Here is a 14,291-nt window from a genome sequence, read left to right as displayed (position 1 = left end):
GGGACCAACGGGACGGCCGGGGAGGCTCACGGCGTGTCGCCGCAACTTTCTTTTCTCCACAGGCGGTGGATTAAGTTTTCCCAGCTCAGCAAGGCCTTGTGGACAAACCCCACTGGTTATCCACAGGACTTTCCCCAGGCTGCCCACATGTCTGGCCGAGAACTGCACACCTTATCCACACCCCTGTCGACAGGCCGCGTTGCCACGTCGTCCGGGGGACGCGAGACTGTCAGACCGGTCGGCTAAACCTTAAGATGGCGAAACCATGTTCGAATGAGGGGGTGCGAGGTGAGCATCGCGGAGCCACCTGTCTTCGAGCCTGGATTCGAGCGCACCCCGCCGAACAACATCGAGGCCGAACAGTCCGTCCTCGGCGGCATGCTCCTGTCCAAGGACGCCATCGCCGACGTCGTCGAGATCCTCAAGTCCGACGACTTCTACCGCCCCGCCCACCAGCTCATCTACGACATCATCACCGACCTGTACGGCAGGGGCGACCCGGCCGACGCCGTCACCATCTTCGGTGAGCTGCAGAAACGCGGCGAGGTCGCCCGCGTCGGCGGCGCCGCCTACCTCCACACGCTGACCTCCGTCGTGCCGACCGCCGCCAACGCGGGCTACTACGCGCGCATCGTCCGCGAACAGGCCATCCTCAGACGCCTCATCGAGGCGGGCACCCGCATCGTCTCCTTCGGGTACGGCGGGCAGGACGAGGAGGTCGACGACCTCGTCGACCGCGCCCAGGCCGAGATCTACAAGGTCACCGAACGCCGCACCTCCGAGGACTACGTCCCCCTCGCCGAGATCATGCCGGGTGCCCTCGACGAGCTTGAGGCCATCGGCGGCAGAAGCGGCCAGATGGTCGGCGTCCCCACCGGCTTCCAGGACCTCGACGGCCTCACCAACGGCCTCCACCCCGGCCAGATGATCGTCGTGGCCGCCCGGCCCGCCATCGGCAAGGCGCTCGCCCTCGACACCCCCCTGCCGACGCCGGACGGCTGGACCACCATGGGCGAGGTCGGCCGGGGCGACCACCTCATCGGCGCGGACGGCAGGCCGACCCGGGTTGTCGCCGTGACCGACGTGCTGCACGGACGACCCTGCTACGAGGTCGAGTTCGACGACGGCACGGTGATCGTCGCCGACGCCCTGCACCAGTGGCGGACGGTCCACGCCGTGGTGACGACCGAGGAGATCGCCCGCACGCTCCGCGCCGAGGACGGCGGGCCCGCCCACGCGGTCGCGGTCGCGGCGCCGTTCGACCTTCCCGAGCGCGACCTGCCGGTGCCGCCGTACGAACTCGGGGGCGGGCGTATCCCCCCTGCCTACCTGCGGGCGTCCCTGGAACAGCGCCGCGAGCTGCTCAAGGTCCTGACGGGCGGCGATGAGCGGGTCCGGATCCCCGCGACGGAGGGACCGCTCGCCGAGGACGTCCTCGAACTGGCCCTGACCCTCGGCCACCGGGCGACCATGAGCGGGTCCGTGATCGACCATGTGATCGACCTCGCCACCGAGCCGGTGCGGCACGTCGTGGACGTCAGGGCGGTGCCCCCGGTGCCGGTCAGGTGCGTCGAGGTGGACAACGCCGACCACACCTACCTCGCGGGAAGGGCCTGCGTGCCCACCCACAACAGCACGCTCGGGCTGGACTTCGCCAGGTCCGCCGCGATCAGGCACGGCATGACCACCGTCGTGTTCTCGCTGGAGATGTCGCGCAACGAGATCACGATGCGTCTGCTGTCCGCAGAGGCCAAGGTGTCGCTGCAGTCGATGCGCTCGGGCACGATGACCGACGACGACTGGGCCAAACTGGCCAGGCGGATGGGCGAGGTGGCCGAGGCGCCGCTGTTCATCGACGACTCGCCCAACATGTCGATGATGGAGATCCGGGCCAAGTGCCGCCGCCTCAAACAGCGCAACGACCTGCGCTTCGTCATCATCGACTACCTGCAGCTGATGTCCTCGCCGAAGAAGACGGAGAGCCGTCAGAACGAGGTCTCGGAGATCTCCCGATCGATCAAGCTCCTCGCCAAGGAGCTTGAGGTCCCGGTCATCGCGATCTCCCAGCTGAACCGTGGTCCGGAACAGAGAACCGACAAACGCCCCATGGTCAGCGACCTTCGCGAATCCGGATGCCTGACCGCGGACACCAGGGTTCTCCGTGCCGACACCGGAGCCGAGGTCTCCCTCGGCGAACTGCTGGAACGCGACGAGCGAGACATTCCCGTCTGGTCGCTGGACGAACGACTCCGCCTCGTGCCGCGCACGATGACCCACGTGTTTCCCAGCGGGGTGAAGGAGGTTTTCCTGCTCCGCATGAAGTCGGGGCGTGAGATCAGGGCTACGGCCAACCACCCCTTCATGACCTATGATGGCTGGCTCCCGCTGGACCGGCTCGGCGAGGGGACACGGCTGGCCGTACCCCGGCATGTGCCCGCTCCCCGGCAGCTCAAAGAGTGGCCGCAGGAGAGGGTCGTGCTCCTGGCTCACATGATCGGCGACGGGTCGTTCGTCAGGTCTCAGCCGATTCGCTACGCCAGCAAAGACGAGGCGTGTCTGACGGCCGTGACCGAGGCGGCCACGCACTTCGGTGTTACGGCGGTCCGGGATGACTACGAGGCGGCCAGGGTGACCACCCTGCGGTTGCCCGCCCCCTATCGGCTGACCCACGGCAAGCGCAACCCGATCGCCGCCTGGCTGGACACGCTCGGCCTCTTCGGACTGCGCAGCCACGAGAAGTATGTTCCCGACGAGGTCTTCTCACTGGCCCGGTCTCAGACCGCCCTCTTCCTCAGGCATCTGTGGGCGACCGACGGCTGTGTCTGGTGGGACGAGAAGAACGGCCAGGCACGTGTCTACTACGCGTCGACGAGCCGGCGTCTGGTGGACGACGTCGCCAGGCTCCTGCTGCGTTTCAACGTGATGACACGGATCAAGCAGGTCCGCAAGGGAAACCACCGTCCGGGCTACCAGTTGCACGTCTACGGTGCGGAGAACCAGCTCCGCTTCCTCGACGACATCGGCGTCCACGGTGAACGGGCCGAACAGGCCGCGCGCTGCGTCGCGGCATTGCGTGAGGTCACGGGTAACACGAACCTCGACACGATTCCTCGTGAGGTCTGGGATCGTGTCAAGGACGTGCTGGCGGACAAGCGGATGACCCATCGGGAGTTCTCCTCCAATCTCGGCACGCAGTTCTGCGGTAGCGCCCTGTGGAAGCGCGCTCCCAGTCGGGAGCGTCTGGGCAGGGTCGCCGTGATCCTGGACGACGCCGAACTTGAGATGCTCGCGACCAACGACGTCTTCTGGGACGAAGTGCTGTCGATCGAAAGCCAGGGGGAGGAACCTGTCTACGACGCCACGGTCCTCGGTACCCACAACTTTGTGGCGAACGGCATCAGTGTCCACAACTCCATCGAGCAAGATGCGGACATGGTCATCCTTCTGCACCGGGAGGACGCCTACGAGCGGGAGTCGCCCCGGGCGGGTGAGGCCGACCTGATCGTGGCCAAGCACCGTAACGGTCCGACCGCCACGGTCACCGTGGCCTTCCAGGGGCATTACAGCCGTTTCGTCGACATGGCGCACTGAGACACGCCTGGTCCGTTGTGGACGGGAGGGGCAGGGCCGTTCCCGGGCCGGTACGTGCCCCTCGCCGGGGGCCGTCCCACGGCCCTGCCGTACCCGGTTTGCGGTGGTTTCGGAGGCGGCTCCCACGTGGTTGACTGGCGCGATGAGTGATGATCCGGAGAGTCTCTTCTTCCCTTCGGCTGAGGCGTTCGAGGAATGGCTGGCCGCCAACCACGCCTCCTCGTCAGGGCTCTGGCTCAGGGTCGCCAGGAAGGTGCCGGGGGTCGAGTCGCTGGACTACCCCCAGGCACTCGACGTGGCGCTGTGCTACGGCTGGATCGACGGGCAGAAGAAGGGCTTCGACACCACGTACTGGTTGCAGCGGTTCACCCCGCGCAGGCCGCGGAGCAGGTGGTCGAAGGTCAACCGCGACAAGGTCGCCGCACTGCTCGAACAGGGCAGGATGCAGCCCGCGGGCCTGCTGGAGGTCGAGCGCGCGAAGGAGGACGGCCGCTGGGAGGCGGCCTACGAAGGGTCGCGGACCGCGACCGTCCCCGAGGACCTGGAGCTCGCCCTGGCCGGCAACCCCGCCGCGCGGGAGTTCTTCGCGACGCTGGACAGCCGTAACCGCTACGCGGTCCTTTACCGTGTCCAGGACGCCAAGAAACCGGAGACCAGGGCACGCCGCATCGAGCGGTACGTCACGATGCTCGCCGAGCACAAGAAGATCTACCCCTGAGCCCTACAGGATCGGCCGGACATGGGTGGTGAGGCGGTCGCCGTCCAGGACGTGCAGGGCGATCTGCGGCGGCAGGGAGAGGTCGAACGAGCGGCGTTCCGCGGTCTCCGTGGGCAGGAGCAGGGTGTTGATCACACCGGGGGCGACCAGCAGGGGACGACCGGCGAACCAGGTGCTCGCGGGGGTGTGGGCGTGCCCGGCCAGGACGGCGACCACCTGGGGGTGACGGCTCAGGACGGCTTCGAGCCGCTCGGGTTCGCGCAGCCGGATGTCGTCCACGTACGGGATGCCCAGCGGGACGGCCGGGTGGTGCATGCCCACGAGGGCCGGGACGTCGGGCGACTCGGCGAGCACCCCGTCGAGCCAGGCGAGGGTCTCCTCCGTCAGCAGGCCGTCGTGCCGTCCGGGAACGCTGGAGTCGCACAGGGCGACGACGAGGCCGTCGAGCCGCAGGACCTGGTTGACGGGGTCGTCGCCGTCCTGGTCGAGGAGGACCTTGCGGAAGGCGGCCCGGGAGTCGTGGTTGCCGGGGCAGATCACGGTCGGGTGGCGTGAGGTGAGCGCCTGTCTGGCGATCTCGTACTCCTCCACCGTGCCGTGGTCGGCGATGTCCCCGGTCACGATGACGGCGTCGAGCGGACCGGGCAGACCGTCCAGGTGACGCATGACGGCTCGGGTCCGTTCGACGCTGCGGGGGGAGTCATCGATGTGGATGTCGCTCACGTGGGCCAGTGTCAGCATCGTCCAAGATTGACATGCGTCAGGGGAGCAGGACGAGACGCCCCCTGAGGCCGCCCCGGCTGAGCCGTTCGTGGGCCTTCGCGGCGTCGTCGAGGGGGAGGGTGTCGGCGACCCTGAGGCTCAGCCGTCCCTCACCCGCCAGTCCGGCGAGCTCGGCGAGCCGTGCGCCGTCGGCGCGGACCCAGACGTTGGACACCCTGGTGCCGCGCAGCGGGCGGGGGACCGCGCCGTCGAGGACGGCCACGAAGGAGCCGCCGCCGCGCACGGCGGTGAGCGCAGCCGTACCGACCACGGCGGCGTCGACGGCGCCGTCGACCCCTCCGGGCACGAGTTTCCTCAAGGCCGCGCCGAGTTCGGCACCGCGCGGCACGAAGAACTCGGCGCCGAGACGGCGGACGAGGTCCTCGTCCTCCTGGCCCGCGACGGCGACGACCCGCAGCCCGCGCAGTACGGCCAGCTCCACGGCGTGGCCACCGACCGCCCCCGCGGCGCCGGTGACCAGAACGCTCTGGCCTTCGGACAGTTCCAGCAGGTCGAGGGCCTGGTCGGCGGTGAGGGAGTTGAGCGGGAGCGTGGCCGCCTGTACGGCCGTGACGCCGTCGGGGATGAGGGCCAGGGCGTCGGCGTCCAGCACGACCTGTTCCGCGTAGGCGCCCAGGGGAAGGTCGAGCCGGTCGACCAGACCCACGACCCGGTCGCCGGGGGCGAACCCGGTGACGCCCGCGCTGACCTCCTCGACCACCCCGGCCAGGTCCCAGCCGATCCCGTGCACGTCGCGCCGGTCGGCGAGCCCGATTTCGACGAGGACTCCCGCCCTGGTCGCCACGTCGACGGGGTTGACGCCCGCCGCCTCGACCCGGACCCGGACCTGTCCCACGCCCGTCTCGGGGACGGGAACCTCCTCGATCTCAAGCACTTCCGGTCCGCCGAACGAACGAACGACCACAGCGCGCATCATCGCCTCCTCAGGGTTTCGATGAAGCGAACCTATGGAGTGTTACTCTCCATAAGGAAGTACGCACCCGGAAGTGCGTACCGCACCGGAAGGGGCGCCATGACCACCCGTACGGCGGCGCAGCGGCGGCAGGAGGCGAAGGTGGCATACGACGCCTTCCTGGCCACCTGCCCGGCCAGGCAACTGCTCGACGCGATCAGCGACAAGTGGGTCAGCCTGGTCCTGAACGCGCTGTCCGGCGGACCGAGGCGCTACAGCGACCTGGACAGGATCATCGCCGGAGTCAGCCAGAAGATGCTCACCCAGACCCTTCGGAGCCTGGAGCGCGACGGCCTGGTCGAAAGGACGGTCACCCCCTCGGTCCCGGTGCGGGTCGACTACGCCCTCACCGATCTCGGCCGTGACCTCCAGGTCCTCATGCTGGCCATCAAGTCGTGGGCGGAGGGCAACATCGAGCAGGTCCGCGACGCCAGGGAGGCCTACGACGCGCGATCAGGCGGTTGAGCCGCCGTCGGCGACGATGTCGGCTCCGACCACGTACCCCGCGTCGGCCGAGGCCAGCCACAGGACCGTGCCAGTCGCCTCGTCGAGGGAGCCGACGCGACCCGCGGGGACCTGGCCCTTCACACGTTCGGCCCGGTCGGCCTCGGTCTCGCCGGGCCGCATGGACATCGACGTGTCGTGACTGCCGGGGCTGAAGGCGTTGATCCGCACGCCCTGGCCGATGTACTCCAGCGCGGCGGTGCGGGTCAGCGCGGTCACCGCGGCCTTGGAGGCGGCGTAGGCGCCGAACCCGGGCAGGCGCTTGTGCGCGCCGATCTGCGAGCTGAAGTTGACGATCACTCCGCCGCCCCCGGCGACCATGGCCGGGATCTCGTGCTTCATCGACAGGAAGACGCCGGTCAGATTGACGTCGAGCACCCGGGCGAAGTCATCCTCCGGCTGGTCGGCGACCTTGCCCGTGGCCAGCACCCCGGCGTTGTTGACCGCGACGTCCAGCCTGCCGTATCGGCCGACGATCTCGCCGACCAGCGCGGCGACGGAGGCCGAGTCGGTGACGTCCGCGGTCAGCGCGGCGATCCGGCCACCGTCGGTGTCGGCGTCGGCGTTGGCGTCGGCCAGCTTCACGGTCTGCTCAAGGGCCTCGCGTCCACGGCCGGAGACCACCACCTGGGCGCCCTCCCTGGCGAAGCCGAGGGCGACGGCCCTGCCGATGCCCGACCCGCCCCCGGTGACCAGGACAACCTTGTCGTGGAACCTCATGTCCCCTCCATATTGGAACTATCAGTCAAGAATTTTGAGTGCCTGAGCGGCCGCGTCGCGCAGCCGTTCCGGAGCGGACCGGCCCTTGGCCGTCAACCGCAGCCCCTGCAGGAAGACCAGCAGGAACCGGGCGAGCGCCACGGGATCGCGGTCGGCGGGCAGTTCCCCCTGCGCCCGCGCCCTGATGAGCGCCGAGGTCAGCGCCGTCTCCAGGCAGGTCCAGTTGGCGTCGACGATCCCGGCGACCCGCTCGTCGCCGGGAAGGAGCTCGCCCGCCGCGTTCACGATCATGCAGCCGCGCCGGTCGCCGATCGAGTCCTCGGTGTAGAGCTCGACCAGCCCCCGTACGGCGGGCAGTGCGGCTCCGGGCTGGGACAGCAGCTCGACCGGCGAGGGGTTCCTGGAGTTCGCGTAGCGCCGCAGCGCCTTCAGGTAGAGGTCGTGCTTGCCGCCGAAGGTGGCGTACAGGCTGGCCCTGCCGATGCCCAGCCGGTCGACCAGGTCACTCATGGAGGTCGCCTCGTAGCCACGCTCCCAGAACAGCTGGAGAGCCGCCTCAAGGGCGACCTCCGGGTCGAACTCCTTCGTTCTCGCCATGGGGAGAAGGCTACGCCTATCTGGAACGAACGGTCAAATAAAAGTACGGCCCACGCCCCCGCGCGCGGGCCGTACCCGTACCTACTCCCAGCGGAACAGCCGGATCGCCAGTGTCACCGTGACCAGTACGGTCCCCGCCATCACCACCAGGTGCAGCGGCTGCGGCGCGTGCCCCGCCCACGTGTCACGCAGTGCCTGGGCGAACGGCGCCAGCGGCAGGAAGTCACCGATCCGGCGCACCAGGTCGGGCAGCATCTCGCGGGGAATCCACATGCCCCCGACGAACAACAGCGGGAACATCAGCAGCGAGCCGATCCCCGACGCCGACTTCACGCTCGGCGCGACCGCCGCGATCAGCAGGCCGAGACCGAGCAGCGAGGCGGTGCCCAGCAGGAACACCCCGACGAAGGCCAGCGGGCTCCCCGGCAGGGGAACCCCGATGGTCACGTGGCCCAGCACGATCAGCAACACGGTCGACAGCACCGCGACACCGATGTTGTTGACCACCTGGGCGATCAGCAGCCGAACCGGTGGCACCGGCGTGGTGGACAACCGGCGCAGAATGCCGTTCTCCCGATAGGCCACCAGTACGGCGGGCAGTGCGGACAACGCCATCGTCACCACGGACAGGATCACCATCATGCCCGGCAACTGGGTGTCGATCACCCGCTGCCCGCCCATCTCGGCACTCGCCTCCTGGAAGGAGGGAATGCTGCCCAGCCCCAGCAGCAGTCCAAGCGGCAGCAGGATCGCGAAGATCGGCCCCGCCGGGTCACGGAGGAAGAGCTTCGCCTCCATAATGATCATCTTGTTCACGTGGAGATCTTCTTTCCGGTGAGGGCGAGGAACGCGTCGTCGAGAGTGGCCTGCTCGGCCCGCAGGTCCTTGGGGACGACCCCGGCCATGGCCAGGGCGGTCGTGACCGCCAGCAGCAGCTCACCGCTTCCCGTGACCTCGACCCTGGCGCCGTCCCGCCGTACCGCGCTGACCTGGGGCAGGTCGGCGAGCGGCGCCGTGTCGAAGAGGGCGGGGGCGCGGAAGGTGACCCGCTGGGAGTCACTGACCCGCGCGATCAGCCCGTCGGGGCTGTCCACCGCGACCAGCCTGCCCGCGTCGATCAGCGCGAGCCGGTCACAGAGCCGTTCCGCCTCCTCCATGAAGTGGGTGACCAGCAGGATCGTCACCCCGTCCGCCCTGATCTGCTCGATGAGCTCCCAGGTGTCCCGGCGGGCCTGCGGGTCGAGGCCGGTGGTCAGCTCGTCGAGGATCGCCACCTTGGGGTTGCCGACCAGCGCCAGCGCGATGGAGAGCCGCTGCTTCTGACCGCCGGAGAGAGTGGCGTACCGCGCGTTCCGCTTCTCGGCGAGCCCGACCCGCTCGATCAGCGCGCGCCAGTCGGCGGGCTCCCGGTAGAAGGAGGCGTACAGCTCCATCGCCTCCCACACCTTGATCTTCGCGGGCATGGCGGAGCTCTGCAGCTGGACGCCGAGCCGCTCCTTGATCTCGGCACGATGAAGGCCACCCAGCACCTTCACGGTTCCGGCGTCCGGGACGCGCAGCCCCGCGACGCACTCGACGGTGGTCGACTTGCCGGCGCCGTTCGGGCCGAGGACGCCGAAGATCTCCCCCTCCTCGACGGAGAAGGACACGCCGTCGACCACGAACCGGTCGCGGTACTTCTTTCTGAGGCCGTTGACCTCGATCACCTTCATGCCGACGACGCTAGGAAACCTGGCCCGGAACGCAGAAGCCGTTTGGATACACGACGAAGGTGGGGTTTTCTACACCCCGAAGGGGAGTTGTTGTCATTGGATGTCCAGTTCGGATCGCCGACACTCATATCCATGAGGCGACACATGGTGGCAGTCGGCAGAGCCCTGGCGATGGGGACGATGACCCTGGCGGACCTTGTACTGCTCGTGATGAGCATGTTCGCCGGGCTGCTCACCATCATCGGAATGATCTTCTTCTTCCCGCCCGTGATCAGGGTGATCCGATGGCGTACGGCCATGGCCAGAAGGCTGACGGGCAGGTGGCTCGGCACCGAGGTGCTCCCGCCGTACCTGCCGCCCCCTCCGCCGGTCAGGCCCCAGCCCGACGGTTGGTACCGCTACCAGCGCCAGCTCTACAAGACACCGTGGTGGCCCGAGTGGAACAACCGGACGAAGTGGATATTCACCGACCCCGCCACCTGGCGTGACACGGCCTGGCTCCTGCTCAACCCGATCGTCGGCGGCAGCCTGGTGGTGGTGCCCCTGTTCATGGCCGGTTACGGACTGACCCTGCCCTGGCGCTGGGCGCCGCAGGCCGCCCCCCTCGGGCTCGTCATCGCTGTCCTCGGCGTCGCGGCGACACCGTGGCTGCTGCGCTTCTACGGCTGGTGGAACAGGCTGCTGCTCGGGCCCACCGCCAGATCCGTGCTGGCCGGTAAGGTCAGACGGCTCAACCAGGTCAGGCTGGACGCGGTCGACTCCCAGGCCGCCGAACTACGGCGGATCGAACGTGACCTGCACGACGGCGCCCAGGCCAGACTCGTCGCCATCGGCATGACTCTCGGCGCGGTCGAGGAACTGGTCGACAAGGACCCCCAGGCCGCCAAGGCGCTGCTGGCCAAGTCGCGCGAGGCCTCGTCGACCGCCCTCACCGAACTACGTGACCTGGTCAGGGGCATCCACCCGCCGGTCCTGGCCGAACGGGGACTCGGTGACGCCATCAGGGCGCTGGCGCTGGACAGCCCGCTGAAAATCAAGGTCACCGTGGACCTCAAGACACGTCCCGAGGCGCCCGTCGAGTCCGCGGTCTACTTCTCGGTCAGCGAACTGCTCACCAACGCCGCCAGACACGGCGGTGCGGACCGCGTCTGGATCGACATCAGCGGCCAGGGCAGGGCACTGCGCGTCACCGTCACCGACGACGGCTCCGGCGGCGCCGACCCCGCCCGCGGCAGCGGTCTGAACGGCATCGAACGACGGCTGGCGGCCTTCGACGGGGTGCTCGCCCTCAGCAGCCCGCCCGGCGGCCCCACCACGGCCACGATCGACGTGCCCTACGCGCTGGCCACACCGCAGGGGAACACGCCCTCCATGCCGCCGTGGAAGTACGCGGTCGTCGCGGTCGGCTGGTGCGTCGGCTGGCTCCCCCTGTTCCCCCAGGGCCTGGTCACCATGATCCTCAAGATCGTCGGCGTTGAGGAACGAAGCTGGTTCCTCGCGCTCTACCTGCCCGAACCGCTGCAGTGGCCGATGATCATCTTCAACATCCTCCTCGGAATGTCCCTGTACGGCCTGGCCATCGGCATCCCCGTCGCCCACGCCCACAAGCACGAACTCAGGAACGGACCCCTCTAAAGTGGGACCGGTGCACCCCAGAGTCGTCATCGCCGAAGACCTCTACCTCCTGAGAGACGGACTGGTCCACCTGCTCCAAGCCCACGACTTCGAGGTCATCGCGGCCGTCGAATCGGGCCCCGAACTGCTCACCGCCCTGACCACCCTGCGCCCCGACGTCGCCGTGGTCGACGTACGGCTCCCGCCCACGTTCACCGACGAGGGCCTGCAGGCGGCACTGACCGCCCGCAGAGCCGTACCCGGACTGCCGATCCTCGTCCTGTCCCAACACGTCGAACAGCTCTACGCCCGCGAACTCCTCGCCGACGGCTCCGGCGCCATCGGCTACCTGCTCAAGGACCGGGTGTTCAACGCCGAACAGTTCATCGACGCGGTACGGCGGGTCGCCGCGGGCGGCACCGCCATGGACCCCGAAGTGATCGCGAAACTCCTGGCCAGTACGGCCAGGCACGAACCGCTCGGCGAACTGACCCCCCGCGAACGGGAGGTGCTCGAACTGATGGCCGAGGGCCGCTCGAACGCGGCCATCGCCCAACGGCTCTACCTCAGCGAGAGCGCGGTCGGCAAACACACCGCGGGCATCTTCACCAAACTCGGCCTGTCCCCGTCGGACGACGACAACCGGCGGGTACTGGCGGTGCTGGCTTATCTCAACGCCGCTAGGTGACATGGCGCCGCCTTCGGCGTCGCGGGTCCGGGCGCTTCGAGCCAACGCTTTCCCTCGTCGCTCATCCGCTGCGCTCCCTCTCTCCTCAGTCCAAGCACCGACGCGCCCAAGCCGGACACTCCTCACGCACGGCACCGGTAAAGCCCACGTTCCACCTCTTTGCGCCGCGCGGGTTCGGGTGCTTTGAACCGGCACTCTTCACCTTCTTGGGCGGCCCAGGCGGAGGGGGAGTTCGCTCAGGCCGTTGATGACCAGGGAGGGGAGGCGGTTCGGGGCGGGGGTTTCCTGGGCCAGGGCGAGGTCGGGGAAGCGGTCGAACAGGGCGGGCAGGGCGATGACGGCCTCAAGGCGGGCCAGGGGGGCGCCGATGCAGTGGTGTACGCCGACGCCGAAGGCCAGGTGTTCGGCCGGGGGTCTGGCCACGTCGAAGCGGTCGGCGTCCTCGCCGTGCTGGTGCGGGTCGTGGCCCGCGGCGAAGTAGGTCGCGAGGATGGCGTCACCCGCGGGAATGCGCACCCCGTCCACGTCGATGGGCTCCGTGGCGTACCGCAACGGGAAGTTGGCGACCGGCGGCGCCCAGCGCAGGGCCTCCTCGATCACCGCCTCCCAGGTGACCTCCCCCTCCCGGATCCGGCGTAGCTGCTCGGGGTGGGTGAGCAGGGCGTGGACCGTGCTGTCGATCAGGTCGACGGTGGTCTCGTGCCCGGCACCGAGGAGGGCCAGCAGAGTGTCGCGCAGCTCGTCGTCGCTCAGCCGGTCGTCCTCGTAACGGGCGTTGATCAGCTCCGTGGTCAGGTCGTCCCCGGGGTGCTCGCGCTTGTGGGCGATCAGGGCGGGGAAGAACGTCCTGATCCTGGCCGAGGTCTCGGCCGCCTCCTCAGCGGTCGCGGCACTGTCGATGAAGGCCGTGGAGATCCAGGCGACCTCGGGACGCATGTCGTCGGGGACGCCGAACAACTCGCAGATCACCCGCAGCGGCATCGGGTGGGCGTAGGCGACGCGCAGGTCGACGACCTGGTCGGCGGGCAGTCTGGTGAGGTCGTCGATCAGCTCGGCGGTGATCCGCTCGATGATCGGCCGCATGGCGAGGGTCCGGCGGCCGGTGAAGCTGGGGGCGACGAGGTTGCGCAGTCGCCGGTGCTCCATGCCGGAGGCGTTGACCAGGTTCCGCATGCCGATCCACAGGTTGAGCCAGCCCCACTCGGGCCGCTCGTCGACCTGCGGCCACAGGCTCCAGTACCGCTGCGGGTCCTTGCTGACCCGGGGGTCGAGAATGACCTGTTTGAGCAGGTCGTGGCGGGTGATGGCCCAGACGGGCACGCCACCGGGAAGTTCGACCTTGACCACGGTGCCCAGGGCACGCAGCCGGGACACCTCACCGGGAACGTCGCTTCCGTAGGGGTCCAGGACGATGGGTGAAGAGGAAATGGCCATGCGGACGCTCCCTGGAGGTCGAGCGGATTGACGCGGGCCGGGACGAGCACACGGCGGCGGACGGGGTCGTCGCGTTCCGGAGGCCGAACCGGCGGCTCCACCGCCATGGGGGTCGCCCCTGCCACCGATGATCAGGGGCCGTAAGAACCACGGCTCCCCGTTGTCGAACATTCGCCGGAGAATACCCAAACACTAAATACGACAACGTCACAAGTCAACGATTCCTCGTCGTCGGGAGGACACCTCAACGGCATGGAGGATCGCCGGCTCGGCGCGCGATAAGGCAGGTCAGGCAGGCCGTACGGTCAGGTGGTCGGCAGGTGGAAGCCGTCGACGGCGAACCACAGGAGGAAATCCCGTACCACGGAAAAAGCCTGAACCAGAAAAGGGTGGCCACTGGAAAGAAAATGGTTAGCCCTTTTTCCGTCCGGAGGGAGTTTCGCTACGACTCGGGCTCGGGAGCCGTTCGGGCGGCCTCCAGGAACTCGACGCAGCGGCCCAGCAGGGTGATCAGCGTCTCGCGCTCCTCGGGGGTGAACTTCGCGGCGAGCCCCCGTTCGACACGCACCGCGCGGGGGTCGGCCGCGGCCAGCACCTGTTCGCCCTTCTCGGTGAGGCGGGTCTCCAGGACGTTCCTGTGCCACTCGTGCGGGGTGCGCTCGATCAGGCCGTGCTCCTGGAGGTTCTTGAGCACGGTGTTCATCGTCGGCGGGGTGACCGCGCACGCCCTGGCCAGCGCGGCGGCCGAGATGCCGGGGCTGGCGGAAAGGTGCAGCAGCGCCGCGTACTGCGACACGGTCAGCCCGGCCTGCTTCAGCGCGGCGTTCTTGGCCGCGTTGAGCGCCTGCTCAGCGCGCTTGAGGTGGGAGCCCAGGCGCTCGGAGAGCGGCAACTCGGTCATCTCCGCATGGTAACAACCCGTGAATTAAAGCGTTGACGACCATTAGAGTTCTAACTAGAGTTCGCTTCCGAACAAGC

Annotated in this window: 13 protein-coding genes; 5 read left to right on the top strand and 8 right to left on the bottom strand. The window is 68.7% G+C overall.

Annotated features, from left to right (window positions below; all coding sequences use genetic code 11):
• The first annotated feature begins 288 nt into the window (after window positions 1-288).
• Both ACIBVQ_RS26930 and ACIBVQ_RS26925 read left to right on the top strand, forming a co-directional pair.
• On the top strand, window positions 289-3,591 hold the full coding sequence (locus tag ACIBVQ_RS26930; protein ID WP_399180790.1) for a replicative DNA helicase: 3,303 nt from the start codon (window positions 289-291) through the stop codon (window positions 3,589-3,591).
• A gap of 142 nt (window positions 3,592-3,733) precedes the next feature.
• Window positions 3,734-4,309 (top strand): YdeI/OmpD-associated family protein, encoded by a 576-nt coding sequence (locus tag ACIBVQ_RS26925; RefSeq protein WP_362917214.1) that lies wholly within the window; start codon window positions 3,734-3,736, stop codon window positions 4,307-4,309.
• Window positions 4,310-4,312: 3 nt separating this feature from the next.
• Here ACIBVQ_RS26925 and ACIBVQ_RS26920 read toward each other — a convergent pair whose 3' ends face one another.
• Window positions 4,313-5,032 carry a metallophosphoesterase gene (locus ACIBVQ_RS26920; protein ID WP_399180788.1) on the bottom strand — a complete coding sequence of 240 codons (720 nt, stop codon included), beginning with the start codon at window positions 5,030-5,032 and terminating at the stop codon, window positions 4,313-4,315.
• 37 nt (window positions 5,033-5,069) lie between these two features.
• Complete coding sequence (locus ACIBVQ_RS26915) at window positions 5,070-6,005, bottom strand: NADP-dependent oxidoreductase (RefSeq protein WP_399180992.1); 936 nt, start codon at window positions 6,003-6,005, stop codon at window positions 5,070-5,072.
• A gap of 99 nt (window positions 6,006-6,104) precedes the next feature.
• Here ACIBVQ_RS26915 and ACIBVQ_RS26910 point away from each other — a divergent pair, with 99 nt between their 5' ends.
• Window positions 6,105-6,509, top strand: a complete 405-nt coding sequence (locus ACIBVQ_RS26910) for a helix-turn-helix domain-containing protein (RefSeq protein ID WP_352013666.1) — start codon at window positions 6,105-6,107, stop codon at window positions 6,507-6,509.
• Here the strand turns inward: ACIBVQ_RS26910 and ACIBVQ_RS26905 are convergent.
• The 4 genes from ACIBVQ_RS26905 to ACIBVQ_RS26890 form a co-directional block, all read right to left on the bottom strand.
• Complete coding sequence (locus ACIBVQ_RS26905; protein ID WP_399180785.1) at window positions 6,498-7,268, bottom strand: SDR family NAD(P)-dependent oxidoreductase; 771 nt, start codon at window positions 7,266-7,268, stop codon at window positions 6,498-6,500. The genes ACIBVQ_RS26910 and ACIBVQ_RS26905 overlap by 12 nt on opposite strands.
• A 21-nt stretch (window positions 7,269-7,289) precedes the next feature.
• On the bottom strand, window positions 7,290-7,865 hold the full coding sequence (locus ACIBVQ_RS26900) for a TetR family transcriptional regulator (RefSeq protein ID WP_352013668.1): 576 nt from the start codon (window positions 7,863-7,865) through the stop codon (window positions 7,290-7,292).
• A gap of 81 nt (window positions 7,866-7,946) precedes the next feature.
• The gene (locus ACIBVQ_RS26895; protein WP_362917303.1) at window positions 7,947-8,672 is read right to left on the bottom strand and encodes an ABC transporter permease; all 726 of its coding nucleotides are present in this window, start codon (window positions 8,670-8,672) and stop codon (window positions 7,947-7,949) included.
• A gap of 5 nt (window positions 8,673-8,677) precedes the next feature.
• The gene (locus tag ACIBVQ_RS26890; RefSeq protein WP_399180783.1) at window positions 8,678-9,577 is read right to left on the bottom strand and encodes an ABC transporter ATP-binding protein; all 900 of its coding nucleotides are present in this window, start codon (window positions 9,575-9,577) and stop codon (window positions 8,678-8,680) included.
• Window positions 9,578-9,709: 132 nt separating this feature from the next.
• Here ACIBVQ_RS26890 and ACIBVQ_RS26885 point away from each other — a divergent pair, with 132 nt between their 5' ends.
• Window positions 9,710-11,212 (top strand): histidine kinase, encoded by a 1,503-nt coding sequence (locus ACIBVQ_RS26885; protein WP_386190821.1) that lies wholly within the window; start codon window positions 9,710-9,712, stop codon window positions 11,210-11,212.
• A gap of 10 nt (window positions 11,213-11,222) precedes the next feature.
• Window positions 11,223-11,879: a response regulator gene (locus ACIBVQ_RS26880; protein WP_399180781.1), complete on the top strand. Its 657-nt coding sequence runs from the start codon at window positions 11,223-11,225 to the stop codon at window positions 11,877-11,879.
• A 198-nt stretch (window positions 11,880-12,077) separates the two neighbouring features.
• Here ACIBVQ_RS26880 and ACIBVQ_RS26875 read toward each other — a convergent pair whose 3' ends face one another.
• Together ACIBVQ_RS26875 and ACIBVQ_RS26870 are read right to left on the bottom strand one after the other, a co-directional pair.
• Window positions 12,078-13,313: a cytochrome P450 gene (locus tag ACIBVQ_RS26875; protein WP_399180779.1), complete on the bottom strand. Its 1,236-nt coding sequence runs from the start codon at window positions 13,311-13,313 to the stop codon at window positions 12,078-12,080.
• 442 nt (window positions 13,314-13,755) lie between these two features.
• Entirely contained in the window at window positions 13,756-14,214 is a 459-nt protein-coding gene (locus ACIBVQ_RS26870) for a MarR family transcriptional regulator (protein ID WP_362782026.1), read from the bottom strand.
• Window positions 14,215-14,291: the final 77 nt, after the last annotated feature.

This window comes from Streptosporangium sp. NPDC049376 (assembly GCF_044466505.1).
GTDB lineage: Bacteria > Actinomycetota > Actinomycetes > Streptosporangiales > Streptosporangiaceae > Streptosporangium.
The sequence above is the reverse complement of the archived record's forward strand: the minus strand, read 5'-3'. Positions and strand labels throughout refer to the sequence as shown.